Annotated in this window: 18 protein-coding genes; 3 read left to right on the top strand and 15 right to left on the bottom strand. The window is 51.5% G+C overall.

The features are described 5' to 3' along the window. Positions 1 to 256 precede the first annotated feature (256 nt). The 9 genes from NST99_RS09110 to NST99_RS09070 all read right to left on the bottom strand — a co-directional run bounded on the left by NST99_RS09110 (position 257) and on the right by NST99_RS09070 (position 13,262). The gene (locus tag NST99_RS09110; RefSeq protein ID WP_341091190.1) at positions 257 to 1,777 is read right to left on the bottom strand and encodes a serine hydrolase domain-containing protein; all 1,521 of its coding nucleotides are present in this window, start codon (positions 1,775 to 1,777) and stop codon (positions 257 to 259) included. A gap of 220 nt (positions 1,778 to 1,997) precedes the next feature. Then, the gene (locus NST99_RS09105; RefSeq protein ID WP_341091188.1) at positions 1,998 to 3,563 is read right to left on the bottom strand and encodes a M14 family metallocarboxypeptidase; all 1,566 of its coding nucleotides are present in this window, start codon (positions 3,561 to 3,563) and stop codon (positions 1,998 to 2,000) included. Between the two features lie 287 nt (positions 3,564 to 3,850). Further along, the gene (locus NST99_RS09100; protein ID WP_341091187.1) at positions 3,851 to 4,567 is read right to left on the bottom strand and encodes a response regulator; all 717 of its coding nucleotides are present in this window, start codon (positions 4,565 to 4,567) and stop codon (positions 3,851 to 3,853) included. Between the two features lie 271 nt (positions 4,568 to 4,838). Further along, complete coding sequence (locus NST99_RS09095) at positions 4,839 to 6,797, bottom strand: AraC family transcriptional regulator (protein WP_341091186.1); 1,959 nt, start codon at positions 6,795 to 6,797, stop codon at positions 4,839 to 4,841. Positions 6,798 to 6,843: 46 nt separating this feature from the next. Next, complete coding sequence (dcuS, locus tag NST99_RS09090) at positions 6,844 to 8,448, bottom strand: DcuS/MalK family sensor histidine kinase (protein ID WP_341091185.1); 1,605 nt, start codon at positions 8,446 to 8,448, stop codon at positions 6,844 to 6,846. Between the two features lie 37 nt (positions 8,449 to 8,485). Then, positions 8,486 to 9,694, bottom strand: coding sequence for an MFS transporter (locus NST99_RS09085; protein ID WP_341091184.1), 1,209 nt, complete (start codon positions 9,692 to 9,694; stop codon positions 8,486 to 8,488). Between the two features lie 72 nt (positions 9,695 to 9,766). Continuing rightward, positions 9,767 to 10,309: a hypothetical protein gene (locus NST99_RS09080; protein ID WP_341091183.1), complete on the bottom strand. Its 543-nt coding sequence runs from the start codon at positions 10,307 to 10,309 to the stop codon at positions 9,767 to 9,769. Positions 10,310 to 10,442: 133 nt separating this feature from the next. Beyond that, entirely contained in the window at positions 10,443 to 10,862 is a 420-nt protein-coding gene (locus NST99_RS09075; RefSeq protein ID WP_038588259.1) for a DUF350 domain-containing protein, read from the bottom strand. A gap of 30 nt (positions 10,863 to 10,892) precedes the next feature. Further along, the gene (locus NST99_RS09070) at positions 10,893 to 13,262 is read right to left on the bottom strand and encodes an endonuclease MutS2 (RefSeq protein ID WP_341091182.1); all 2,370 of its coding nucleotides are present in this window, start codon (positions 13,260 to 13,262) and stop codon (positions 10,893 to 10,895) included. A gap of 140 nt (positions 13,263 to 13,402) precedes the next feature. On the opposite strand from NST99_RS09070, the gene NST99_RS09065 reads away from it, so the two are divergent. Further along, entirely contained in the window at positions 13,403 to 13,750 is a 348-nt protein-coding gene (locus tag NST99_RS09065; protein ID WP_341091181.1) for a phage holin family protein, read from the top strand. 81 nt (positions 13,751 to 13,831) lie between these two features. Here NST99_RS09065 and NST99_RS09060 read toward each other — a convergent pair whose 3' ends face one another. Continuing rightward, on the bottom strand, positions 13,832 to 14,974 hold the full coding sequence (locus NST99_RS09060) for a GGDEF domain-containing protein (protein WP_341091179.1): 1,143 nt from the start codon (positions 14,972 to 14,974) through the stop codon (positions 13,832 to 13,834). 225 nt (positions 14,975 to 15,199) lie between these two features. Here NST99_RS09060 and NST99_RS09055 point away from each other — a divergent pair, with 225 nt between their 5' ends. Then, the gene (locus tag NST99_RS09055; protein WP_341091178.1) at positions 15,200 to 15,592 is read left to right on the top strand and encodes a cupredoxin domain-containing protein; all 393 of its coding nucleotides are present in this window, start codon (positions 15,200 to 15,202) and stop codon (positions 15,590 to 15,592) included. 96 nt (positions 15,593 to 15,688) lie between these two features. Here the strand turns inward: NST99_RS09055 and zapA are convergent, their stop codons facing one another. From zapA to NST99_RS09035, 4 genes are all read right to left on the bottom strand, one after another. Then, on the bottom strand, positions 15,689 to 17,854 hold the full coding sequence (zapA, locus tag NST99_RS09050) for a cell division protein ZapA (RefSeq protein ID WP_445745019.1): 2,166 nt from the start codon (positions 17,852 to 17,854) through the stop codon (positions 15,689 to 15,691). Positions 17,855 to 18,061: 207 nt separating this feature from the next. Next, positions 18,062 to 20,506 (bottom strand): phenylalanine--tRNA ligase subunit beta, encoded by a 2,445-nt coding sequence (pheT, locus tag NST99_RS09045; RefSeq protein WP_341091176.1) that lies wholly within the window; start codon positions 20,504 to 20,506, stop codon positions 18,062 to 18,064. 60 nt (positions 20,507 to 20,566) lie between these two features. Then, complete coding sequence (gene pheS / locus NST99_RS09040; protein WP_341091174.1) at positions 20,567 to 21,601, bottom strand: phenylalanine--tRNA ligase subunit alpha; 1,035 nt, start codon at positions 21,599 to 21,601, stop codon at positions 20,567 to 20,569. Between the two features lie 205 nt (positions 21,602 to 21,806). Next, positions 21,807 to 21,935, bottom strand: coding sequence for a hypothetical protein (locus NST99_RS09035; RefSeq protein WP_341091173.1), 129 nt, complete (start codon positions 21,933 to 21,935; stop codon positions 21,807 to 21,809). Between the two features lie 566 nt (positions 21,936 to 22,501). On the opposite strand from NST99_RS09035, the gene NST99_RS09030 reads away from it, so the two are divergent. Further along, the gene (locus NST99_RS09030) at positions 22,502 to 24,103 is read left to right on the top strand and encodes a sensor domain-containing diguanylate cyclase (RefSeq protein ID WP_341091172.1); all 1,602 of its coding nucleotides are present in this window, start codon (positions 22,502 to 22,504) and stop codon (positions 24,101 to 24,103) included. Positions 24,104 to 24,211: 108 nt separating this feature from the next. Here the strand turns inward: NST99_RS09030 and pulA are convergent, their stop codons facing one another. After that, complete coding sequence (pulA, locus tag NST99_RS09025) at positions 24,212 to 26,605, bottom strand: type I pullulanase (protein WP_341091171.1); 2,394 nt, start codon at positions 26,603 to 26,605, stop codon at positions 24,212 to 24,214. Between the last annotated feature and the right edge of the window lie 5 nt (positions 26,606 to 26,610).

Below are 26,610 nucleotides of genomic sequence, written 5' to 3'. Positions count from 1 at the left end.
CTTGAACATGTACATCACCTTCTCGGCCAGGTTGCCGCTTTTCAAGTATTCGGCTGCTTCGGTATGGACCTTAAATCAGAATTACATCCGGGTCATCATAGCCGGTCTTCAGGAACGATTCGCAAATAAAGGCAGGGCACTCCACGATGTAGAATACCAACCTCTGTAAGCGGCCCCGCCTCTACAGAAGCAAAATGCAATTAAAGTAACTGAATCTTCCTGCTGGGGCGGTCGGCCCCGGTTCCTCTATTCAATTCTAGCTGGCGATCGTTTTCCCGCTTCCCTTCATTCTGTGCAGACGCAGATTATGAACCCATACAATCAGCTTGGCAGCACCGATCCCGAGAGATAGGATACTCAGGACAAAGACGAGATGTCCAACCCCAGGCAGAAAGGAGACCACCACTCTCCATGGGGCAAAAATATGACTAGGACCGTATAAAACCGTAATCGGCAGCACTACATTAAACAAAAGCAGGCAAAATGCGGATGCACTGATCCGCAACGGGGTAAATCGAAAGTTTTTCTTGCGTTTAAACAGATTGACAACCGACACTCCCAGCATAATTGCCACTGCTAAACAAGCCAGATCAATGAAAAAATGGGTACCGGCATTGCTGCCCACATCCTCGACTGGCTCGCGGCCATGTATAATGTCAAGAATTCCATCAGCCACCATGCTTAATTTGTAGCCGCGGACCAAATAATCATGGGCATTGATCAATACCACAACACCTACGTCCCCGTCCAGCTTCATATCGGCGTGAAAGCTCTCAACATCACCCGCATGCTGAACAATACCATTAATGATCTCCCAGCCCATACCGTATTCACTGCCGTCGGTGGTAGGGTCTTTTATGGCCGGCTGATGCATTTCCGCAACACTTTCCGCAGTTGCCACGCTATGATCATGGAACCTTCCGCCATTGTTTTGCGCAATTAAATAATGGTTCATATCTTCTGCGCTTGAGATCAGATATGCGGACGCAAGCATAGATTGGTTGTCCGGCTGCTCAAAAGGAACCATGAAACCAAAGACGGACTTGTAGCCTGTGGCCAATCCCTGTAGTTTCGCTTCGGGTGTAGAAGTAAAACTGTTCTTCATATCCAAAGGGGAATACACATAATCCTGAATATATTCAGCATAAGACTTGCCGGAAACGGCCTGAATAATTCCGCCCAGTATATCGTAATTGTAGTTGGAATATTGAAACTTGTTGCCGACGGCCCCGGTTAATGGTGTGTCTTTCAGATTATGTATAAGTGCATCTATAGTTGGCATTGTGTTGGTAAAAGCTGACCGCCCATGTAAAGTGGACAGTCCGCTGTTCTGATTCAGTAAATGCCGGACCAGAATGGTTTTGGATGCTTCCTTGTCCGCAAGCTCGAAGTCCGGTAAGTAGTGCTGCACCGGCGCATCCAGGTCAATTTTCCCTTGCTCAACCAATTGCATGATGCCCAGCGCCGTAAACGATTTGGAGACGGAGCCTAGAATAAAAGGGGTTTGCGCTGTAACGGGCTGGCCATCGGGGCCGGAAATTCCATATCCCTTGGTGTAGACGGTCTGGTCTCCCTGCACAATGCCGACAGCCACACCCGGAATATCCAGCTTCTCGCGCATCGTTTCCACAAACTTGTCAATTTGGGCCGTATCTACAGCAAGTGGAGCCGCTTCCGCATGCGCCACCCCCTGTTGCAGTAAGGGCAGCACGCTGCCTGTGACCATAACCAATATGATCATTAATGTTTGCATTATAGTCCACTGTATTGTTTTCATCTCTCTTTACCTCTTCTCCTGATTCTGTCCCTTCTCTTGTTAGACATATGGATCAAGAATATCCTTTCAACCTTTCGGCTATATTTCGAGAATCTTAAGTTAATCTTAAATAGCCTGGTGCAGATGCTTATACATGGCTGAAAATGAAAACGGCAGACCTGAAATTTCGGGTCTGCCGTTTTCGCATGATGCTATGATTTAACGGTCACTTCCGCAACACTCACCGTCCAACATTTCCACTGCCTTCTGCAGAGCTGGTTTCTTCAGAGACGCCGCTGCTTTCCGCTGCGTTACTGTTCTCTCCGGTGGGTGCTCCTCCTTCATTAATGCTATTGCTTTCAGTTTCGGCGCTATTATTTACTTCCTCTGCACCCTGCGGCACTGCCGTAGGGTGCGCAGCCTCTACCAGAGTAAGCGAAGTTCCGTCAATCCACCACGTCCCGTTCAAGCTCGAGACCAGCAGCCAATTGGTGTATTTACCTTTGACCTGTACCTCCTGTGGCGGAAGGATGCCCGCCTTAGGAGCCAGAAGATCAGGATACTTATACAGCTTTGTTTGTGCATTCAATTGAGCAGTGGCTTCTACTGCCTCTACGACAACCAATGTCCCAGGTGCAGGACAAATCCAACCCACACCGCTGCCGTACTTGATCTGGAACCAGTTTCCCTTACGTGCGATTACATATACTTCCTGCGGCTGCTGCGTGCCTATGGCTGGCGAATTGCCGGTACCGGAGAATACTGCCGATTGGGTGAACAGATTCATGGGTAGCCCAACCTGCTCCAGCGTCTGCTTCTTGAGCCAAAGATCATAGGAGACCGCAGCTGCATACACTCCGACTTTCTTATTCTTCGCCCAGATGTTATTAAAAGCGCTGAGCGGCAGTGGCCCTTCACCGGCGTACGAGCCGATTTCAATCGTAAGGCCAGGCCGTTTAAACTCCTGGATGAACCAATCCTTATAGCCTCCACCGGATGGATTCTTCTCCGGCTTCACAAGAGAATAGCCGGTAAAGAGTCCGACATCGGCGGCGATTTTTTTGTCCCGTCCCAGATTGGCTGCCAGCGTGTTGAAGTTCCAGAAAACAATCTCGCCGGAGCTGTGATAGGAAATGGTCATTTCCGGATCCAGCGTATAAGTGAAATCCATCATAAGCCGGATCTCCGGCGCTTGCGCCGGTTTCACACCCTTGTAGTTCTGGTACGACGGATAAGGTGAAGCATTCCTGATCGTGTTCCAGCTTGCAGGATACTGGCGGTTCAGGTCGAGCCCTTGCATATTCGCTTTCCAGCGTTTGAAATTACTGCTTCCTCCGTTGTAGCCTACCAGTGTGGAAGCTAGACTCTTAGACAGACCCGCTGTGCCCTGCTGAGCCAGCGTAACACCATCCGGATTCACCATTGGCACGATCCAGATACTGACATTGTTCAACAAATCTCTCACGTTGTAGTTTCCCAGCTTCTGATCCTGGACATAGGCCTCAGCATACGAGTCTGCCATTTTCATGAGCAGTGAAGTCGTCATCCATTCCCGGGCATGGTGTGAGCCATTCAGAGACAGCACCGCTTCCCCGCGCCCTAGCTGAACCGCCCACAACTCGCGTCCGTATATCGTCCGGCCCAGCGATTTGTAAGTGATCAATCCAGGATATTTGGCGGCCAGACTCTTGATATCTCTTTCCATAGTGGAATAGGAGTAGACCTGGCCAGGGTTCACAATATTAGCCGAACCTAGCGACGGACGCGGAAAAATTGTAAGACCCAGAATTAACAAACATAGTACCATACAAAACTTGTAAAACAATGATTTCATCGACAACCCTACCATCCTGAGCATGATCCTCTCTACCAATATTTGAGTTAACACTAGTCAAAAAGGCCTAGCATTGTCAAGTAGATTCGACATATTATTTAGAGAAAGGACCAATATGCCTAGTATTTGCTTCTTAAATTCATAGAGGAGTGATGAAACCCCAAATCCATAGCGAATAAGCGAGTAACCACGTCTGGTTCAACGATTGTCCTGTACAGTAAAAAGGGACCCGAAGGTCCCTCTTGAGTGGCAGCTGCCGCTTATATATATTTAGCTATAATTTCATGGCCCGTAGCAGATACTGTGTACATATATACCGGCCTGCCCACCGCTCCATAGCTGATCTCCATCTCCAGCACACCGGCCTCCGTAAGAAAAGCCAAATATTTGCGGACAGAGATCCGCGAAAGCGGGGCACTTGCCGTAATATCTTCGGTGGAGAATACCGGTCTTTCCAGCCGCTGTATGGTGTTCCAAATGCTCTCCAGCGTCCCTTCCGCAAGTCCCTTGGGCAGAGTCCCCGCTTTGTCTTCCTCGTTTCCCAGGGAATGCCGCAGCAGCTTATCAAGCTGCTCCTGGCTGAGATGCTCCCTATGCTTCATCAGCAGATGATCCTCACGGTATGCAGACAGCGCCGCCTGAAAACGGGCGAACTCAAAGGGCTTGATTAAATAGTCAACAGCCCCGTGCTGCAGCGCTTTACGGATGCTCCCATTGTCGCTGGCTGCGGAAATCACGATAACGTCAACCATGCTTCCCTGCTCCCGCAGGGAGGACAGCAATTGCAGCCCGTTGGTATGCGGCATATAAATATCGAGCAGTATCAGGTCTACTTCACGATCCGCAAGCATCTTTGCAGCCTCATCGCCTGAAGAGGCCCAGCCTGCGAACTCAAAACCCTGCACCTGCTCCAGATAATGGCGGTTGAATTTCGCCACCATCGGATCATCCTCAACAATCAGCACTTTAATGTTCATACAGTTTCATCACCCTTTACAGCATATAGCACATCGGCCATAAACGTTGTTCCCGGCTTCCTATCCTTTACAATCTGAAGCTGGATCAGTAACTTCTCCATTCATTCTGCCGCACAGTTGAATGCGACTACAAACATAATATCATTACGGCAGATAATTTTGGAGGTAAAGGCCTGAATCTCCCTGCTGCCGGATAATCTGATCTCGGAAAATAACATAGAGCACCAAAAGGAGACTCTATCCTCAGACGAGTCTCCACAGCATTTACGGTTTATAGGTTAGCTTTCGCTGCAGCAGCCAGCCAATCGGCTAAATCATTGATTTGATTAAGCATTGCAATGGGATCGCGGTACCAGGAACTCGATTCATTCCACAAATATACGCGTCCTTCCTTGACTGGAGGAAGAATTCCCCAGATGGGATCAGCCTGTAGCTGCTCCAATGAGGATTCAGAGGTTAGCACAAGATAATCTCCCATATACTCCGGCAATAGCTCCAATGAAAATTCAGCATAGGATTCCTGGAGCATTTTTTCGGGTACTGCTGCGGGAGGGTTCATCTCCAACTGCTCGTACATAATACGTCCACCTCTGCCGGACTTGCTACCAAACAAATATACAAGACCATCAAACTCTTGCATAACAGATACCGTTTCATTCTCTGAGACAGCTTCCTGTACCTGTTGCTTCGCACTGGCTATCTGCTCCTGGAATTGTTCCTTCCATTTCAGGCTTTCTTCCTCCTTGCCTAGCACCTTGCCGAAATAGTCCATTTCAGCTTCAACGGATTCAAATGCATTGTACGGCATCACAACAGTAGGAGCAATCTGTTTATACTTATCATAGGTTTCTTGATCCGTTACATGACTAATAATCAGATCAGGTTCCACCTCAAGCAGCTTTTCCAGCGAGGTGCCCACATCCACCACACCGTCAAGCATTCCTTCAAGGTAAGGACTTGACATTAAAAACTCCTCTGCCGCAACGGGCTTAACATCAAGTGCAAGCACAGTACCCAAATAGGAAATAGCAGCCACCCGTTGAGGATGGACGGGAATCTCCACTTCACCAAATTTCGTAGAGACACTTTTGGTTTCCTGCGGCAATTCGTCCGGCTGAATGGACGGAGTCGATACCGCTTTATTCTGTTGTTCATTTGGCGCCTGGCTGCTCCCCGTAGCTTGTGATCCGCCCTTAGATGTTCCGCATGCAACAAGCAGCAGCATGACACATAAGCTGAGCATTGTAGTCATTTTCTTGTAATGGTTAAGCATATCAAACTCTCCATCCTCCGTATATTGATAATGATTTTCATTATCATCAATATGATATCGTTGGATAAGTTTCATAACAAGAGACGGATTTAACTTCTTTATAGCATGATCCGAAACACCCCTTTGCCCGGCTTCTAATTGTGCTCTAAACAATCCGGGAGCAACACCCATGTTTTTTTTAAATATACGGTTGAAATATACAACGTCAGTATAGCCAATATACGCAGCGATTTCCTGCAAAGAAGCATTGGTAGCAAGCAGCATTTCCTGTGCTTTATACATGCGAAGTTTGATGACATAGTCAAGCGGGCTGTAGCAGGTCTGCTCTTTGAATTTTCGTGAAATATATTGAGGACTGTAATTAAGCTGCTGTGCTAGGCGTTCAATGGATACCTGACCACGATAATGCTGTGACAAATACCGCACAACCTGCTCCGCTACTGATGGCTTGGCTGCTTTCCAGTCCTGCTTATCCTTTAAAGCGTGATGGAGGAATTGCATAAACATTCCCTTTATCAGCAGCTTACCTATAGGGCTTTTGTCAGAATGCCAGCCCTCCAGCATCTGCTGGGCAAGACTGAGCAGTTCCAGCGGCTCTGCTGGAGAAATTCCCCACATATGATCGAAGGGGCTGTCCGTTTGCATCAGGATATGAAATTCACGCAAGGAGTTCTGCGGCAAAACAGCTTTATAGAAAATGAAATACAGCTCCAAACCCTTCTCCGTATTTACTTTAAGCCTCCTGCCTTTGCCTGCGTGCAGCAGGTAAAATCCATCAGCCAGCCAGATCTCTTCATCCAGCCAAAGCTCGCCGCTGCCGTTCGTACAAAATATAAAAGAGCTTGCAGGCAGGACATAAGGCAGATGAAACTCACCTGCTTCTACCCGCCGCAGTCGTATATCCAGCACTCTTAGAAGCACCTGATCCCAAAGCTGCAGGTGATGATCGTTGTCCATAATCAATATTCCCCTTCATCTTCCAGGCTGGACAGCGCCTTAATGGTCATACTGCTTCATCACCCTTAACAGCATATGGCACATCGGCCATAAACGTTGTTCCCGGCTTCCCGTCATCTACAATCTGAAGCTTACCCTGCAGCTTCTCCACGCTTTTCCGGACCAGGTACAGACCGATTCCCCGTTGCTCTCCCTTGGTGGAGAAGCCTTGAACAAATACCTGCTCCCGCAGCGCCTCTGGAACGCCCGGTCCGCTGTCCCGCACGGTGCAAATCAGGCGTCCCCGGTCATAACAAAAAGCAAGCTCTATCTCCTTGACGTTATGCTCCTTCAGTACCTCCATAGCGTTGTCAAGCAGATTGCCGGCAATCGTGATCAGTTCATGAATGCACTGCGGGTCTGCCGATTCCGGCAAATAGCTGTCCCCGGTCAGCTGCAGATCAATTCCTGCTTCGCGGGCCCGGCTCAATTTCCCCAGCAGGAAGCCTGCCATCACAGGGTCCTTAATCTGTCTCGTAATAGAGCCGATTTCCTTCTGGTAGTTGCCCACCATGCCCGAGATGTACTGCTGCAGCTCATCGTACAGGCCCATATGTGTCATTCCCATAATGACATGCAGCTTGTTCATGAACTCATGCGTCCCGGCCCGCAAGGCGTCCGCATATACGGAAATGCCGGACAGCCGTTCAACCAGCACGGCAAGCTCGGTCTTATCCCGGAATGTCGCGATGGCTCCGGCAATCTGGCCATTCACCCGGATCGGAACACTGTTGACGAGCAAAGTGATGCCGTTCAGCTCAAGATCCTGATCCACCTTCGCTTCCCCCGTGGCCAGCACGGACTCAAGACGCAGCTCAGGCCAATAATCTGCGATATGCCGGGTCATCGCATTGCCAGTAATGCCCACCGTTCCCAGAAGCCGCTCTGCTTCTACATTGATCATTGTGATCCGGGCTTTATCATCTACCGCAATAATACCTTCGCGTGCAGACTGCAGCATGGCGCTGCGCTCTTCCAGCAGCTTGGAAATATCTGAAGGCTCCATGCCGAACATCATCTGTTTAATTTTCCGGGCCAGCACGATCGCCCCTCCGGCTCCAAGCACGGCACCGGACAGCAGAATTGCGATGATGGTCCATTCATTCTGCCGTACCAGACGGTGCACACGTTCCAGCGAAAGTCCGACTACGACTACTCCTACCTGCGAACCTCTGTTGTTATACACTGGCACAAAGGCGCGCAGTGACTTGCCCAGCAGCCCCTCGCCTTCGGAGATGCTCTCTTCCCCGCGCAGCGCCATCTTCTGTCCTCCACCCACAAAGTGCTTTCCAATCATTGAGGCATCAGGATGGGAATAACGGATACTGTTCATATCAATTACGACTACAAACATAATATCATTGCGGCGGGTGATTTTGGAGGTATAGGCCTGAATCTCCTTGCTGCGGCCCTCCACTAGCCCTTCCGACACCAGCGGCATCAAGGCAAGGGTGCGGGCAATCGTAATGGCTTTATCCTCCAGGGCATGGCGGGTCTGCGGGATAATCTGATTCCGGAAAATAATGTAGAGCATCAGCATGACCAACATCACCACAGCGGATACCATAACTGCAACCTTCGTCCTTAGGCCATAACCTTTTTTCTTGGCCAAAACTTAACCTTCCCCCTATCCGGTCATCTCGCCCTCTTCAGGACGGATGATATTTCCCGCTTCTCAGCAGACGGCGCAAAACCAGCCAGCTGCCCAGCGGAGATGCACCCAGCAGCAGCATCAGCAGCGTGATAACCTGTGGTGAGTCGTTCACAGACAGCACCGCAATGAATACGAACACCCCTAGCAGCCGTCCGCTCATGAGGCTCAGCTCCCTCAGCACAACAAGCTCTACCCGTTTGCCGGCAGCCTCCGCAGACAGGCCCATCAAGTCAAAGCTGGTCGAAACCATAGGCAGCATATACAGCGGAATACTGAGCGAGGTCCCTATGCCCATGATCAGCAGCGTCCCGTAGCTGACTTTCCAGAGCAGCGGCGTAATCACAGCCACCAGCAGCAGGCCACCGGCCAACATGCCTGCGGAGCGGAATTTGGGCTTGAACCACTTACCGGCAACAAAATAACTGATTAGAGATACAGCTGAAGTAATTAGTGCAAACTGCCCCAGCTTGCTCTCTTCTCTAGCCGCTATGTACACCAATAAGCCGATCAGAAATGAAAAAACGCCATCACGCATACCTTGAAACAGCAGCGCAGCCGCTGCCGGTCTCCATGGGCTGCCGGCACGCTGGAGCTCTTTCCATGGCTCCAGCCACAGGTAGGTCCCTTCGCTCTTACGCTTCTGCAGCAGAAAGCTGAGTACGGCTGAAATGCCATAAGTGCAGAGCGAGATGATAAATACGACGCGGTACCCGCGATCCCCTGGCCACAACGAGATCAGCCAACCGGAAATCCACGGTCCGACGATGCCGGTAAATGAACCGAGCAACCCCATCCACCCATTGAAGAAATCGCGGTTCACCGCTTCGGTAATTTCGAAAAACACGATGTTGAATGCCAGCCAAAAGAAGCCTATCGAGAGCCCCAGGATCAGGCCGAGCGGCCAGATATAATGCACTGCTTGTCCGCCCAGCCACAGCACCAGCAAATAAAAAAAGCCCGAAACGGCGATTCCCAGCCGCAGGGCATTCATCTTATTATGCTCCTTCACCCATTTGCCGCCCACCCAGAAGCTGAGGCCAACAGCCACCTGCTGAGCAACCGTAAACCAGCCGATCATGGCAAAATTTTGGCGGCTTTTCCACAGATAGACGTTCAGAAAAGTGCCTGCCAGCACACTCGCCAACATATACAGCCCGGCCACGGCAAGCAGCAGAACCGCCTGATTACGCAATAAGCTTTTCATAATTAACCTCCTGCCTTTTGGACATTCCTAGCTTTAATATGTCCAGAAAGCAGGGCTGACATGAATCGGCATTTATTCCGCAGAGGTGCTCAGGTTACGCACAAACTGAATACGGTCTTTCTGCGCCAGATTGTGCTGAACATGAAAACATGAAGGGCATACATAGAGATTAAGCGCAAACGGTGCTTTCATTACAGCTCCGCCCAGTGCTTCGGGAGCTGACGGCTCAAAGCTGTCTACCTTCTGTGTACCGGCAAGCACCATCAGTTCATGACATTGCGGGCACTCGGGTGCTTCAAGCTGTGCAGCAAGAATGGCAGAAACGCTATGCTCATAACGCTTCATATCATAATCGTCGCTGAATTGGCTGGCGGTATTGAAGATTGGCACTACGCTCTCCTTGTCGCTGTCGTCCCACAAGTCCTCATCGCTGATTTCCTCTGACTCCGGTTCGTCCTCAGTCTCCGGCCCGTCTTCTTCCAGATCGTCACTGCCCAGAGTGACTGTACGGTAGCCGCTAAGCTCATTGTTGCAGTGGGGGCAAGTCTCTTCGGGTCCAAATTCCTCGTCCCACACGATTTCGGTATGACACCAAGGGCATACGGTTGTTTCCATCACTAAAATCTCCTTCTTACCTCACATTTAATTCAATTCACCATTAAATAAATAATACCGGCCGCTATAAAAGCCAGGGCAGAAAAAAACAGAATCCGGATCAGCATCTTCATGATTTTCCTACTCCCCGAGTTTAGAATATAGCGGCGCCAATTACATAAGACAGTGAAACCGAGATCAGCATGGCCGTCAATCCGACAGCACGGTTATCTGCGGCAATTTCATCATCAATTGAAAAAACAGGGGTTAAAAACTCGAACAAAAAATAAGCCAGCAAGAGCAGCAGAAATCCTACAACCGACCATTTCATCGTCTCGTAAATCGAAGCCCCTGCCTGTATGCTGAAGCGCAGGATATTGCAAATGCCGAAGATTTTGCCGCCTGTCGCCATGGCTACCGCCAAATTCCCTTTGCGGATTTCTTCCCAGCAGTTATATTTGGTCACCATTTCAAAAAAGGACAGAAACACCACCAGCCCCAAAATCGCCACGGTGAAGTAACCGATCAGTGCGCCCAGCGGATGGCCCAGCATAAGATCAATAGTTTCTTGCATCTTTCCCCCTCTTTCCGCCAGGCTCCGCCGCTATTGCAGTTCAGCCACGGTTACGCCCGCGCCGCCCTCATTATAATTCCCGAGCCGGTAGCTTTTGACATGCTTATGCTTGCGCAAGTACTCCTGAATACCCGTTCGCAGCACGCCGGTTCCTTTGCCGTGTATGATCGAAATCTGGCCCAGGTTGCCGAGAAAGGCTTCATCAATAAAGCGGTCGGTCTCCATGATTGCCTCTTCGAGGTTCGTTCCGCGCAAGTCCAGCTCACTGCGGATGTTCTCGTCACGGGTACGTTTCACTGTAGTAGCCCGGCGAAGAGCAGGAACGGGGACATCCGGGGCGGAAGCCAGGAACTCCAGATCGTTCAGATTAACCTTCATCTTCATAATGCCGAATTGCACCAGCGCTTCCTTCGTTCCGCTCAGCTCCACGACGAAGCCTTTCTGATTCACGCTCGGCAGTTTGACTTCATCTCCGGGCTGAATCTGCCGCGGTGCTTTGCTGCTGTTGCTGCGGGATACCACCTTCTTGCGCGGTGCCGGCTCGGCTTCATCGAGGCGGCGGCGTGCTTCAATCAGCTTATGCTCCTTGACGGAGGCACCTTCCTCCATCGCCAGCCTGCGCAGATCGCTGATGATTTCCTCCGCTTCCTTACGCGCCTTGTCCAGAATGGCGCTGGCATCTTTCTCCGCCTTTTCCAGCCGCTTGTCGCGCTGGCTCTCCAGCTTCTCCAGCTCCAGCTGCTGCCGGTTGCGGAATTCTTCCGCTTCACGGCGGACCACTTCAGCACGCTCGCGTTCATTCTCTGCACCCAGCCGGTTCTCTTCAAGTGAAGCAATCATATGCTCCACGCGCAGATCCTCTTCCTTGACCTCGCCGCGGGCATGCTCAAGAATGTCACTCTGCAGTCCGAGGCGTTCGGCAATGGCAAATGCATTGCTCCGGCCCGGCACACCAATCAGCAGTCTATAGGTTGGGCTGAGACTTTGCACATCAAATTCCATGCTGGCATTGATGACTCCTTTGCGTTCATAGGCATAAGCCTTCAGTTCGCTGTAATGCGTGGTGGCCACCATCCGGCATTCTATCCGGTGAATATGCTCCAGAATCGCAATGGCGAGCGCCGAGCCTTCGGCCGGATCTGTTCCCGCTCCCACCTCATCCAGCAGGATCAGGCTTTTCGGAGTCATACGCTTCAGTATGGAAATAATATTGGTCATATGGCTGGAAAAGGTACTGAGGCTCTGCTCAATGCTCTGTTCATCCCCAATATCGGCATAAATCGCATCAAATACACACATCTGGCTGCCTTCCTCTGCCGGAATGAACAATCCGGACATCGACATTAGGCTCAGCAGGCCGATGGTCTTCAGCGTAACCGTCTTACCGCCCGTATTCGGCCCGGTAACGATGATTGAGCTGTATTGATTGCCAAGCTCCACATCCAAGGGAACGACTTGTTCCGCCGGAATAAGCGGGTGGCGCCCCTTGCGCAGCTTGAGGTAGCCACGATCATTCATCCGTGGCTGTGTAGCTTTCATATCGCGCGCCAGACGCGCCTTGGCAAAGATGAAATCAAGCTCGCCAAGGATATCGACATCATAGGTCATTTCTTCGGCAATGTCGCCTACCAGCGCGGTCAGCCGGTGGAGAATGATCTCAATCTCGCGTTCCTCGCGCAGGCGGGTCTCCCGCAGCTTATTGTTCATCGCCACAATAGACTCAGGCTCAATGAACAGCGTTGCCCCCGAACCGGACTGGTCATGCACGATTCCGCCAAAATGGGCGCGGTATTCGGCCTTGACCGGAATGACAAACCGGTCACCGCGGATCGTCACCAGCTGATCCTGCAGCATCTTGGCCACTGAGGAGGAACGGATCATAGAATCCAGCTTTTCACGGATTCTCGTCTCCCCTCCGCGCAGCTCCCTGCGGATCGTGGCAAGCTCATGGCTTGCCGAATCGAGCACATCCGCATTCTCATCAATGCAGGCCCGGATGTCATCCTCTACATGCTTCTGCTCCGAGAGCAGATCGCTTAAGGCAAACAAAGAATGGATCTTCTCATCCTCATGCATGGCCGCCAGAAACCGCTTGACCCGGCGGGCTCCGCCAATGGTATTGCCAACCGACAGCAGCTCCGTCGTTCCCAGCATGCCGCCGATGGAGGCGCGTTTCAACGCAGGCCGAATATCGCTGACCCCGCGGAAAGAAGGTATTCCCTTCAACCGGTCAACGTTAGCCGCCTCATCTGTAGCCTGCAGCAGTTTCTTCACCCCTTCAAAATCACCGGAGGGCCTCAGGTCTTCAGCCGCCAGCCGCCCCATCGGGGTTTGCGTATATTGCATCAATTTATTTAAAATCTTGCGATATTCAAGCGTATGCAAAATCTTGTCGTCCAATTACTGTCACAGCTCCCTTCATAGATGTTTACATTATACCTAATTCGGCCCATTTGCGCTATTTAGGCATAGAATCAGCGATTCGGGCCACAATAACAACTGCACATATCCTTGAAACGAAGGCAAAGGAGGTTAGTTCATTGAGATTTTTGGGTCATGTCGTCCGTTTCATCGTTGCAGCCATCGTGCTGCTGGTTGTCGGCTGGATTGTCCCGCAGTTTACAATCGGCGGTTTCTGGAGTGCACTTGTCCTTGCCTTGGTGATCGCTCTGCTTGGCTGGGTTATTGAGGGCATCTTCGGCAAAAAAACAACGCCCTTCGGCCGCGGAATCGTCGGTTTTATCGTCAGCGCATTAGTCATCTGGATCGCCCAGTTTGTCGTGAGCGGTGTCAGCGTCTCCATCCTTGGCGCGCTTCTGGCAGCCCTCGTCATAGGGATTATCGACCTGTTTCTGCCGGTATCCACTCCGTTTGAAGCGGGAAAATAACATATCGCCCAGCAGTGGCTCTGCAGACAACGAAACCCCCTATTTCCGGAGTATAACGGAATAGGGGGTTTATTATAGTAACTAAGCATAGGACATGACCGGATCCTCGTCATGGGCTACTGTTGCGGTAACCACAGTATTCTTTCCGCTCCGCTTGGCTTCGTACAGGGCATGGTCCGTCTTGCGGAACAGCCGCTCTTTGCCGTCTCCGAGCTGGTAATCACACAACCCGATGCTGACCGTAATCGGCTTGTCACCAGCATAGGGATGCTCCATCTGGGCGATATTTATCCGCATCTTCTCTGCAGCGGCATAAGCATCTATAACGCTTTTATCCGTGAAGATCACCGCGAATTCCTCACCGCCATACCTCGCCGCAAAATCATTTAAGCTGATCAGGCTGCCCATCTTGGCCGCAACCTCCTTCAGAACAAGGTCTCCGACCCAGTGACCATAAGTATCATTCACCTGCTTGAAGTTATCAATATCAAATAGGGCCAGCTGCAGCCGCAGCCCGTTGCTTTCACACTGCTCCAGCAGCGAGTCCAGATATTCATGAAATGACTTGTGATTGTAAAGGCCGGTAAGTGCATCAATCTTCAGCATCTTATCGGAAATTGCCCGCTCGACCATAAGTTCCTGTTCGGATTTGGTCAGCTGCTCCAGATGCTCACGGACTTCACGTCCCCGGACAATTACGGCCTGGGCCATCACAACGAACACAATAAACACACACTCTACCATCAAAAACTCCAGCAGCGGCTTATTCAGAAACGGCCGTTCCAGCCCCAAATAAACACCGGCATAAAACAGTAAGCTGATCAGTCCCAATCCGTGCAGCAGTCTTTGATCAAAATAAACAAGCGCAATCATAATTGGCATCATCAGGGTCATTTGTGCACCGTCAACAAACGGCTCTAAGACGAAATACATCAAATAGGACACAATAAACCCGCAAACAACAACAGCCTGCTTGTGATATTGCAGGGTAGTGCGCAACCACATTTCGGCGATTATCATCGAGATCACAATCATTAAATTACATCCTATAAATAGGTGCCCCTTGCTCGGAATCAGCACTGTCTTGACTTCAGGCATATGGGTTGACAACATAAAGATGAGCTGGGCAGCCAGCATGAAAATTACCAGCACCCAATACCCGCTTAATATTCTCCGGTGCCATATCTCTGCATTCAACGTATCATTAGCTAAATTGATGTACATCCCCTACTTCTAACCGTTAATATAATAGCTTTCATTATAATAAATTTAATTTATTTTTGCATCATTTATTTGCATTTTTCGACAAACTTCGGACATATTTTAGACGAAATTCCGAGCCTGATTGTTTTCCAACGGTTTTGAAAAGTTTATCCAAGACTTCCGAATAAAACTAAGCTATGCTATTGTCACTGAACGGTATCAAAATATAGTTATGGGAGGATAAAGATGATCCGAAGATCAGCCATGCTGGTGTCCATCGCATTTGTTCTTATACTATCGGCCTGTAGTGGCGGCAACGGCAATCAAGCCGGCTCTACCAGCAATAATGGTACTGCTGCTTCCGGCATCAAGCCAGAGGATGAACTCGTTATTTCTGCTACGAATTACAGCTTTGACCAGGAGGAATATCATTTAAAAAAGGGCGTGCCGGTGGAGATCACCTTTAAGAACGAAAGCGGCAATCACGGAATTCTTGTTCCTGAGCTGGAGCTTCAATTAACCGCCAAGGATTCTTCCCGCGTCATTGTTCCAGAGGAAGCTGGAACCTTCGAAATGACCTGTGCAATCATGTGCGGCTCCGGGCACAGCTCGATGAGCGCTAAGATTATTGTGGAATAATAACATACAGTTATCCGCAGGTTGATATCTAAAAATAAAGACGGGGCCCAGGCAGAATTCACTGCCCGGGCCCCGTCTTTATCTTGCGTCCGCCATTCAACTATCCTGTTCGATCAGTTGAATCCATTCATTATATTCACTTTGCAGCTTGGCATATTCCCCTTGGAGATTGCGATGCTCCTGAGAGAGCTTATCCAGCTCACCTTGCCGCAGTTCGAACTGCGCCTGTACCAAACGAAGCTGTCCCTGCACGAGCTCGTAGCTCTCACCGATTTCCGCGAGCTGCAACTGCACTTCGCTACGCTCCCGGTTCATGGATTCAGCCTCGGCTTCGGCTTCTCCGGCCTGCTGCTGCCAGATCTCGATTTCCTCGCGCAGAGTGGCTTCCGCTTCGCTCCACTGCTGCTGACGCTGCTGAAGTTCTTCATACTTATACTTCCAGGATGCCTCGTACTCCCGCGCTTCCTTCAGCACTTCCTGCTGCTCTGCTGCGGTTACGGCAGCTTCACGGCTGGCTTCGTAAAGCTCTTCGAGACGCCGTGTGGACTCTTCGCTTTCGGCTTCCAGCAGCTCGTATCTTTCGCGAAGCTGCTCTCCGTCCTGCAGAACATCATCATACTGCGCAATGAGTTCCTCATAACGCCCGCGCAGCACCGAAAGCTCCTTGCGGGCTTCCGCTGCAGCTTCGCGCTGTGCTGCGCTCTCCATTTCCGCTTCTGCACGCAGTTGAGCCTCACGGTCGAGCTGCTGCACCATTCCGTCTGCCTGGCCGCGGAGCGTATCAATCTCACGCTGCAGTCCTGCTGACTTCTCTTCAGCTTCCAGAAGGTTCATCTCCAGCTCGCTGATATCCTCCATATGCTTGTCCGCCAGCTCCTGCCAATTCCCGGCTTCTTCTGCAGTACGGGTAAGCTCCGCCTGTACGTTCAGCAGAGTGTCCTTGGTTCCCTGCAGCGATTTGCGCAGCTCTGAGGATTCTTGCTGTGCCAGCTCATACCGCTGGCGCAGTCCTTCCAGCTCATCGCTGAGCTGCTCTCCCAATTCGGCGGCAGACCGCAGCTCCTCCTTGGTGTGGTTTAAAGTATCAGTTGTTGCCTGCAGCGATTCTCTAAGTTCTACGGCTTCGCGCTGTACCTGCTCATAACGCTGGCGCAGCTCTTCCAGCTCCCCATTCAGCAGTGTTCCCAGTTCCGTAGCGGAGCGCAGCTCTTCAGAAAGCTGCTCCTCCCGGCTTAGAACCGCTTCATATTGCGCCAGAAGCGTCGTACGGGCATCACGTTCACCCTTCAGCCCCGCTTCCGCCGCTCTCAGCCTGGACTGAAGCTGTCCGGTTCCGCCGCGCAGCTCGCTAAGCTGCTTCTCCAGCTCTCCGAGCTGCTGCTTATGCCGGTGCTCTTGGGTACCCTGCGACTGCCGCAGCTCCTTATTCTTGGCGAGCTCCTTCTGCAGCGCTTCTCTTTCGGTGCTGAGTTCTTTATCCAGCGCGGATTTGGTATCCGCCAGTTCCTTGCTCAGCGAAGTGCGGATCTCCACAACCTCGCTTCCCAGCGTCTCCCGGGTCTCAGCCAGTTCCTGCTGGAGAGCCGACAGCGTTTCCGCTTTCTCCTTAGACAAAGTCTCCCGGAGAAGCTCCAGCTCCTGCGCATGCGCCGCTTTCAGTTCTTCCAGCTGCTCCAGACGTGCAGCTTCAAGCCTTTCCAGCTCCTGCCGGTGACTCTCGCGGGCAGCAGCCTGCTCATTCTCATTCGTATCCCGCAGCGCCTTCAGTTCCAGCTCACGGGCCTGCAGCTCTTCAGCCAGCTTATCCCGGTCCGCAGCAGCCGTCTTCCCTGCTTCAAGCAGCTGCTCGGCATGAACCTTGCGCTCCTGTTCCTGTATCTCCAAATGCCGTTTGCGTTCCTCTTCAGCGGCGGCAATCAGCCGTGCTGCCTCTTCTTTGGCCGCAGCATCCAGCCGTTCGAATTCCTCCTGCCGCTCCCGCTGTACTTCGAGGAGACGCGACACCTCCACACGCAGCTCCGTGCGCTCGCCGGTCAGCATATTCAGCTCGTTCTTAAAGTCCTGAACCTGGATGGCCTGCTCTGCCATATGTACGGCTGCAAGCACCGCAATCCGCGGTGTATCCAGTCTGGAATGTGATTTGGAAATTGCGCGCATGTGCTCGTCCACATAACGGGCAACCTGCTTCATATATTCAGTGCTGCTTCCGACAAGTTTATAGGAAGTTCCATATATCTCCACGGCGACACGAGTCCGGTCCATAGCCACAGTTGTGCCCTCCTTTGTATGTGTGCGGATTCTAAGTTGCTATCCCTGCTTCTATTGTAGCGTTTTTCTTAAACATTTGGCAAAAAAACGTCTTTATTATATTGATTTAGTCTATATCCGCCGCACCTTAGACTTATTAGAAAAAAGCCGCAGCGAATCTCTGATTCTTAATGGATTCGCTGCGGCTTTGCACAATTCCTGCTACTTTCTTAATTCCGCACCAAAAGTTTGCTGAAGTGCGGAAACAACCTTATCATGCACTTCCCCGACTTCCTCATCGGTCAGTGTATGTTCCGTATGGCGGTAGAGCAGCGAGATCGCTACGCTCTTCTTCCCGCTTTCCATTTTGCCGCCGGTGTACACGTCGAACACCTGCACATTCTGCAGGAGTGTTCCTCCGTTCTCACGGATGGAAGCCAGCAGATGGCCTGCCGGAACTTCCGAATCCACAACGACTGCAATATCCCGTTCCATTCCCGGGTAGCGCTGCAGTTCACTGTACTGCAGGTTAGCGCGTGCGGACTCATAGAGCGGCTGCAGCAGGATCTCAGCTACATAGGTATCCTCCAGGTCAAGCTTGCGCTGCAGTTCAGGATGAAGCTGGCCGATTGTTCCGATCATCACGCGCCCTTCATCTCCCAGCAGATACACCGAAGCGGAACGGCCCGGATGATAGTCTTGCGGGGCATCAGCCTCATAGACTACACGTCCGGTAAGTCCCAGATGCGCAAACACGGTTTCCAGCGCGCCCTTAAGATCGAAGAAATCGACAGGCTCTGCCGTCACATTCCACTGTTTGGCTGCGCGGCTTCCGCTCAGCAGCAGTCCCAGCACCGGCAGCTCACGCGGCTGGCGGGTGAGCTGCTCTTCATCGGTGAAGAAGACATTGCCGATTTCGAACAGCGCCAGATCGCTTTGCCGGCGGTTGATATTGTAGAGGGCAATATCAAGCAGCTGCGGAATGAGGCTGGTACGCAGCACGCTGCGTTCCTCGCTCATCGGCATGGCCAGCTTCACAGAAAGTTGGCCTTCTGCAAACGCAGGGAACCATTTGCTCTGCTCCGGCTGGATGAAGGAATAACCCATGACCTCCTGATATCCGCCAAGGGACAGCAGGCGGCGCAGCTCGCGGCGCAGGAACTGCTGTCTAGTGAGTGCTCCTGCAGTGGTAGTGCCCTCCATCAGGGTTGTCGGGATATTGTCATAGCCATACAAACGGGCAATCTCTTCAATGAGATCCACATCATAGCTGATGTCGCCGCGTCTGGTTGGCACCTGAACTTCAACGACTCCCTGGGAGGCATCGCCGCATTTGAAATGCAGACGGCTAAATAATGTCTTCACTTCCAGCAGAGACAGCTCCGTGCCGAGATAGTTGTTCAGCTTCTCCAGAGACAAGCTCAGAACCTTCTCCTGTGCAGAGTCTCCTCCTGCCTGAACAATGCCTTCATGCACTGAACCCCCGGCATAACGCGCAATCAGTGCTGCCGCCCGGTTCAATGCCGGAATTACAGCATTCGGATCCACTTCCTTCTCGAAGCGCAATGATGCTTCGGAGCGGAGGCCGAACTGGCGTGATGCCTTGCGGACCGTTCCACCGTCGAAATTGGCCGATTCCAGCACCAGATTCACTGTTTCTCCAGTTACTTCCGTTGCCAGTCCGCCCATCACTCCGGCAAGCGCTACGGCTTTTGCCCCATCGGCGATCACAAGCATTTGCGGCTCCAGCTTGCGTTCTTGGCCGTCGAGCGTAGTCAGAATCTCTCCCTCCTGCGCAAAGCGGACGCCAAGCACGCCGCCTTCCACCTTGTCACTGTCAAAGGCATGCAGCGGCTGTCCGTATTCCAGCATGACGTAGTTGGTGATATCCACGATGTTATTGATCGGACGGACTCCTGCAGCCATCAGCCGGTTCTGAATCCAGAGCGGAGACGCAGCAGGCTTCACTCCGGTAATATAGCGAACTGCATAGTGGGAACAGTATTCGTCATTCTCGATTTTTACGGAAATAGAGTCGGGCGCCTTGCCCCCGGTCTCTATCAGATCCGCTGCCGGATCAGGGAGCTTCAGGTCCCGGCCAAGAATCGCGCTTACCTCATAGGCCGCGCCAATCATGCTTAGGCAATCGGACCGGTTCGGTGTCAGATCGAATTCAAGAATTTCATCATTCAGGCTCAGCACCTTCAGGATATCCTGGCCGATCTCAGTATTCTCAGGCAGAACAAGAATGCCTTCCTGCAGTTCTTTCGGCAGCAGCTTGTCATTGAGCCCAAGCTCCTTAGCTGAGCAAATCATGCCTTGCGACAATACGCCGCGCAGCTTGGCTTTTTTGATATCAAGACCTGGAAGCTTCGCGCCCACCAAGGCTACAGGCACCTTTTGCCCCGCTTCGACATTCTTTGCTCCGCATACGATCTGCAGATCCTCGCCCTGTCCTGCATCCACGATACATACGTTCAGCTTATCAGCGTCGGGATGTTTTTCTTTCGATTTCACATATCCGGTTACAATCCCGGAAAGCCCCTTGTTGCGGCGCTCGACACCGTCAATCTCGATGCCTGCGGTGGTGATTTTGTCCGCCAGCTCTTCAGCGGTTACTCCCTCTAACGATATATAATCAGCCAGCCATCCGGTTGATACTTTCATGTCCGCTCACTTCCTTTATTTCAGATGTATTTATCTAACAGCCGCTCACCCGTCAAAAATCTAAATGCCCTTGAACTGCTTCACGAAGCCCATATCATTGGTATAGAAATAACGGATGTCGTCGATGCCGTATTTCAACATGGCAATCCGCTCTGCACCTACGCCGAAGGCGAAGCCGCTATATTCCTCAGGGTCGTATCCGCCCATTCTGAGTACATTCGGATGCACCATGCCAGCGCCGAGGATTTCCAGCCAGCCGCTCTGTTTGCACAGCCGGCAGCCGTCTCCGCCGCATTTGAAGCAGTTGACGTCAACTTCAACGCTAGGCTCGGTGAATGGGAAGAAGCTCGGCCGAAGACGGATCCCCGCACTCGGGCCGAACATTTCTTTCATGAACTGCTGCAATGTACCCTTCAAGTCACTCATGCGGATTCCCCGTCCAATGACCAGACCTTCGATCTGCTGGAACTGGAAGGAGTGGGTGGCGTCATCATCATCGCGGCGGAACACTTTGCCCGGACAGATGATTTTGACCGGTGTTTCGCCCTGCATTGCCTGCATGGTGCGGATCTGCACCGGAGAGGTCTGCGTACGCATCAGGAGATCATCCGTCAAATAGAAGGAATCCTGCATATCGCGTGCCGGATGGTTCTTCGGCAGATTAAGCGCCTCGAAATTATAGTAATCCGTCTCTACTTCAGGGCCTTCTTCTACCCGGTAGCCCATGCCGATGAAGATATCTTCAATCTCCTGGACCACCCGGGTAAGCGGATGAATTCCGCCTTGCGGCAACCCGCGGCCCGGCAGCGTAACATCCACTTTCTCTGCCTGCAGGCGGGTCAGTGTTTCCTGCTGCTGGAATGCCTCCTGCTTGGAGCCGATAATATCCTCAATCGCGCTGCGCACCAGATTCGCCACCTGGCCGATTACCGGTCGCTCTTCCGCGCTAAGCCCTCCCATTCCCCGCAGAACCTCGGTTAACTCGCCTTTTTTGCCCAGATACTTCACGCGTAAGTCATTTAGAACCTGCGGATCGGTTACTTCCTGCAGCTTAGCCAATGCCTCAACCTTCAATGCTTCCAGCTTTTCTTTCATGGCGTGTACTGCCCCCTTAATCATCATATTGTCAACAAAAAAAGGCCTTTCCTCCCGGTAAGGGACGAAAAGACCGTGGTACCACCCTTGTTAGACTGCCGTACCCCTTCCCTTAAGAGCTGTATTCCCTCTTTCGGTGCGGTAAAGACATGCCTCACTTTAACAGAAATAACGGTCTGCGGCCGGTTTCCCCTACTGTCTTTCTTCAAAAAGATCTTGAAGTAAATTCAGGGATCTGCTCCGGAGTGAACTTCGGCAGCTCTGCTCTCCTAGAAACGCTCTCAATCTGCGGCGTCTCCTCCCTGTAAGCCAGGCACTGCGTACTCTTCTCCATCACTGCATTTATAATGATGTTGCTAAGAAACTGCATCTTCTTACTCAGAAGATATGTCTATCTATTATATGCACAAAATGTCGTTTTGACAAGCCGACAAATTCAGAGGAATTAATCCTTAAACTCGCCGGGAACGAATACGTTAACCTTTAATATAGGGGACTGGAGCGGCAGCTATGATATTTTAGCGCTTAGCACAGAAAGGGAGTATCGTTTGTAGAAAACTTGGGTAATAGGACTCAAGATCAATATCCCCATCTCCTCCCCGGCTTACCGGATCGCTTGATGACCCGAAAGGTCGGCTGGCAGGGGATTTTGGGCATTTTCAGGCTCGGATCAACCCCATAAATTCCATGTTCCGGCCCGGATGCCCTAAGCAGGACGTCCTACATACTGATGAGAAGAATCCCTAATCGTACTGGAAACACTATGTTTCTATGACTATTTGAAAAGAACACTCTCTTCGTTGTCCCTGCGGCCAATTACCCGCAGTGGGATTAGTTCCGCATAGGTATCATCTACTATCAAAGAGATTTCTCAAAGTTTTATGCGGGGAGAGGATGACAGTGGCTTTATACAAAATCAAAAATACACGCAGATTAATCCTTTTATTTGCCGCTATCTCCGTTATTCTGGCGGGCATCAGCACCGCTTCTCTGCTGTATCTGGACCACACAATTAACCGGCTTTCAGATTCACTGTACAGCGATGTCTACCGAAATTCAGAGCTGATTCTGAATGCCGACCGGGATCTCCACCAGTCTGCCCTTGCATTGCACACGGTGATGAACCGGAATATTACCAGTGAACAGCGCAGGCTGATGTCTCAGGAGTTTCATGACAATAATGCCCAGATGAAGCAGCGGCTGGTCATGGCCAGCTACAACATCAACGCTATGAACCATCCGGAAAAGAGGATGGCACAGAGCGATCGGCTGCTCTCCCGGCTGAGAAACGAGCTGCTGAGCTTCGAAGACGCTTTTGAAAACTGGAAGAATACCGGGCAGGAACTGATCTCTCAGCGCATGGAAAGCAATTGGAATCCGGATACGTACTCAGCAACTCTGATCAACACCCGGCTGAGTGAGGTCCGCAGCAGTCTGGATCAATCCGAGCACCTGATCGACAACTATGGACAGCAGATTACCCAAGAGTTCCGTGAGAGAAAAAGCACCCTGTTCGCAGTCTACTCGCTGATCTTGTTCCTGCTTATGCTCGTTATTATCTATCTCTGCCGCAGAGTAGTTTCGCTGCAAAGTGAAATGCAGGAAGATCAATCCCTATACCAGCTGATCGGGGAGACCATGTCTGATTTCATTATTTTGACCGATTCAAACGGCATCATCCTGTACGCCTCACCTTCCCATTGCAGCGTGCTTGGCTACGTGCCGGACAAAGGTGTTCCTCTCTCCAACTATATCCGCGAAGCTGAAATCTCTTGGGTTAAGCTGAAGAGTGTGGTTCAGGGGACTCCGCGGATTTCGGAGCTGCGCATGCGTTCGGCAGAAGGCCACTGGGTGTGGCTGGAAACGAAAATCTCACTGATCACCGGCAGCCGTGCTTTTCCCGCGCAGTATATGCTTATCTCTCGTGAGATTACCCAGCGTAAGCAACATGAGGAACGGCTCCACAAGCTGGCCTTCTATGACCATTTAACAGCCATCCCCAATAGAGCCCATTTTAAAATGTACATGGAGAACCTGATTAATCAGCCGGAGGACCGCAGACAGGAAATAGCAGTTGCACTGCTCGATTGTGACAGGTTCAAGCAGCTTAACGATACCCTTGGCCACTTGGCCGGAGATGAATTCCTGCAGTTGCTCTCCCGTGAGCTGCAGCAGACGGTCAAAGGATTCGGTCAGGCGTTCCGCATCGGCGGCGATGAGTTCGCCGTGGTACTTCACCGCTTTACCAATCCAGAGATGCTGAACGAAATGCTGGACCGTTTGCTTCAGCTGTTCAACAAATCCTGGTCCGTCAACCAAGGCTCCAGCTTTCATACTTCCGCCAGCATCGGCGTAGCCCTTTATCCGCAGCATGGCGGCAGTATCAACGAACTGCTCCACGCCGCCGACCTTGCGATGTACCGCTCCAAAAACAGCGGCGGCAACGAAGCCAATCTATACAATGAGCTTGTGGACGAAGAATATTCAGACAAGCATAAATAAAGAAACAGGCAGCAAAACAGGCTGTTCCCGAATCACTGCCCAAACGGCGGCGATGCTGGAACAGCCTTTATCAGCTGAGTGGCTATCCGTTTCTTCGATATCTTAACTTCAGCTGCTTATCTGTAGCGGATTATCTGCATCGCCGCTGCATGCACTGCTGCGGTCTTGCACCACCACCTTAAGCAGCGCTTCACTGCCGGAGCAGTCAATAAAGCGGTCTCCGCTACCCTTCTCTTCCCAGTCATTCAGCCGCAAAATATATCCAACCGACTCTGTTCCCGGCACCACTTCGATCCGCGCTACCGCACGTCCATCCTCCATCTGCCGGAAATCGCACTGTCCATCCTGGATACCTGTACCCCAAACCCAAAGATTCCAGCCACGGTAATCGCCGTCGGGGCGGTCATAATGTACCTCAATGATCTTTGCCCGCGGTGCAGGCTCGCCGTAGACATCATACAATACCATCATCGACAGTCCTTCAAGCTCCACTGCGTGATCTGTGGCAATACGGAAGGCTTCTGTTCCGGCACGGGAATGATCTACCACAATGTTCCAGCAACCTCCTGTCTCAGGCAGCTGCTGAGTAACAGGCCCCCAGTTGGCGTTGAAAATAACAACGATGTTGTTCCAGACATCACCGCCTGCATTATCCTTCAGCTGATAAGCGACGACGCCGTCTTCACAGCGCAGGAACTCCAGTGAGCGCTCGATCTCCTGCCGTCCATGCAGACGGAAGGCAGGATGCTTGCGCCGCAGCTCAATAAGACCTTTATAATATTGAAAGACAGGCATAAATGTCTCTTTATTATCCCAGCGGATCGCATTGATCACATCAGGGGAACGATAGCTGTTGTGATCCCCATATTTGCTGCGCAGCATTTCATCTCCGGCATGCAGAAAAGGAATGCCCTGGGAGGTTAAAATGATCCCGTTCGCCAGCAAAGATCGGCGCACAGTTTCATTTCCAAGAACATCCTGCAGGTCGATTGCGAAGTACGGATTTGCTTTAGCAACCGCCCGTTTGACCTCTCCGCCGCCCCTCAATCTTCCGTTCTCCAGTTCAGGCAGGTTCGCCGCCTGGCGCTGGCCTTGGGAAGCAAGCACCTTATCCCACAGATTCAAGTTATCATGAGCGGTTACATAATTCACCGTTTCGACAGGCGAGTCGGTAAATTCATGAATCGCTCCTTTTATTCCCGATGCCACTGCGCCTTCTTTGCCGTATTCTCCGGTTGCGAAGCCTTTGCCCCAACCATCGCTGTCGCCTTTTATTGCCGCGCGGAAGTTGTCATTGAACACGGCATAACCTTTGCCGCGCTGTACACCCTTCAGGGTTTTGTCTGCCAGTGGAGAGTCCCCTCCTGTCCACGGCTCCCCGTAGATCAGCAGATTCGGATTAATGGCAAGGCGCAGCTCCTCTGTAATTTCACGCATGGTTACGCTGTCCATTAGGCCCATCAGATCAAACCGGAACCCGTCGATATGATACTCCGAAGCCCAGTATAACAAGGAGTCCTTTATATATTTGCGCACCATAGGCCGTTCCGTGGCAATTTCGTTGCCGACGCCCGAACCGTTAGTCAGTCTACCCAAATAATCATGACGGTAGTAATATTCCGGCACCAGCGGCTCGAATGGCCCCTTCTCAACAGAATACGTATGGTTGTACACCACATCCATAATGACCGAAATGCCTCGGCTGTGCAGTGCCTGCACCATTTCTTTGAATTCACGGATCCTGGTCCCGGGTTCACCTGGGTTCGTACTGTAGGACCCTTCGGGTACATTATAATGCTGTGGATCATACCCCCAGTTATATTCGGAGTAATATCCCGCTTCGGTATCCGGACCACTTGCATTCAGTTCGTTTACCGTCTGGAAATCGAATACCGGCATTAGATGCACGTGAGTAATCCCCAGTTCAGCCAAATGATCAATTCCCAGTGCATTTCCTGCGGAATCACGTAATCCGGTTTCCGTAAATGCTTTGAACTTGCCCTTGTGCAACATGCCAGAGCTCTCATGGGCGGAGAAATCACGAACATGCAGCTCATAAATTACCGCATCTGCGGGATGTGGCAACTGTGGGGAACGGTCCTCTGCCCAGGAGGGCGGATCGGTCTCACGCAGATCCACAATCGCCGACCTCAGCCCGTTCGCCGAAACAGCGGTTGCATAGGGATCGGCGGCCTCCCTTATACTGCCATCGGCAAATACGGTGCGGTACATATAATATTTGCCTTTCAGATCTCCGGTAAGCTGCGCCTGCCAAACACCGCCGTCCTGGCGCTGCATGGGGATAATCACTCCACTGTCTTTGGAATAAACGGCTGATACAGATGCGCCGATCCCGCCGGTCTCATACAATACAACCGATACCGTAAAGGCCGTTGGAGCCCATACTTTAAACTGGCTGCTGCCTACAGTGTAGGTTAGTCCAAGGTCTTTGCCTTCATAAGTCTCTATTATTGTCTCTGTATTTATATAATTGCTGTTCATGTATT

It is taken from the genome of Paenibacillus sp. FSL L8-0470 (genome assembly GCF_038008625.1).
Taxonomy (GTDB): domain Bacteria; phylum Bacillota; class Bacilli; order Paenibacillales; family Paenibacillaceae; genus Paenibacillus_AQ.
Note: the sequence above shows the minus strand (reverse complement) of the source record. Positions and strands in the feature narration are given on the sequence as shown.

What these genes read in the sequence shown, in the direction of transcription:
- NST99_RS09110 (WP_341091190.1), bottom strand. Translation starts at nt 1,777, where the DNA reads ATGAAAACAATACAGTGGACTATAATGCAAACATTAATGATCATATTG.
- NST99_RS09105 (WP_341091188.1), bottom strand. Translation starts at nt 3,563, where the DNA reads ATGGTACTATGTTTGTTAATTCTGGGTCTTACAATTTTTCCGCGTCCG.
- NST99_RS09100 (WP_341091187.1), bottom strand. Translation starts at nt 4,567, where the DNA reads ATGAACATTAAAGTGCTGATTGTTGAGGATGATCCGATGGTGGCGAAA.
- NST99_RS09095 (WP_341091186.1), bottom strand. Translation starts at nt 6,797, where the DNA reads ATGGACAACGATCATCACCTGCAGCTTTGGGATCAGGTGCTTCTAAGA.
- NST99_RS09085 (WP_341091184.1), bottom strand. Translation starts at nt 9,694, where the DNA reads ATGAAAAGCTTATTGCGTAATCAGGCGGTTCTGCTGCTTGCCGTGGCC.
- NST99_RS09080 (WP_341091183.1), bottom strand. Translation starts at nt 10,309, where the DNA reads ATGGAAACAACCGTATGCCCTTGGTGTCATACCGAAATCGTGTGGGAC.
- NST99_RS09075 (WP_038588259.1), bottom strand. Translation starts at nt 10,862, where the DNA reads ATGCAAGAAACTATTGATCTTATGCTGGGCCATCCGCTGGGCGCACTG.
- NST99_RS09060 (WP_341091179.1), bottom strand. Translation starts at nt 14,974, where the DNA reads ATGTACATCAATTTAGCTAATGATACGTTGAATGCAGAGATATGGCAC.
- NST99_RS09055 (WP_341091178.1), top strand. Translation starts at nt 15,200, where the DNA reads ATGATCCGAAGATCAGCCATGCTGGTGTCCATCGCATTTGTTCTTATA.
- zapA (WP_445745019.1), bottom strand. Translation starts at nt 17,854, where the DNA reads ATGGACCGGACTCGTGTCGCCGTGGAGATATATGGAACTTCCTATAAA.
- pheT (WP_341091176.1), bottom strand. Translation starts at nt 20,506, where the DNA reads ATGAAAGTATCAACCGGATGGCTGGCTGATTATATATCGTTAGAGGGA.
- pheS (WP_341091174.1), bottom strand. Translation starts at nt 21,601, where the DNA reads ATGAAAGAAAAGCTGGAAGCATTGAAGGTTGAGGCATTGGCTAAGCTG.
- NST99_RS09035 (WP_341091173.1), bottom strand. Translation starts at nt 21,935, where the DNA reads ATGGAGAAGAGTACGCAGTGCCTGGCTTACAGGGAGGAGACGCCGCAG.
- pulA (WP_341091171.1), bottom strand. Translation starts at nt 26,605, where the DNA reads ATGAACAGCAATTATATAAATACAGAGACAATAATAGAGACTTATGAA.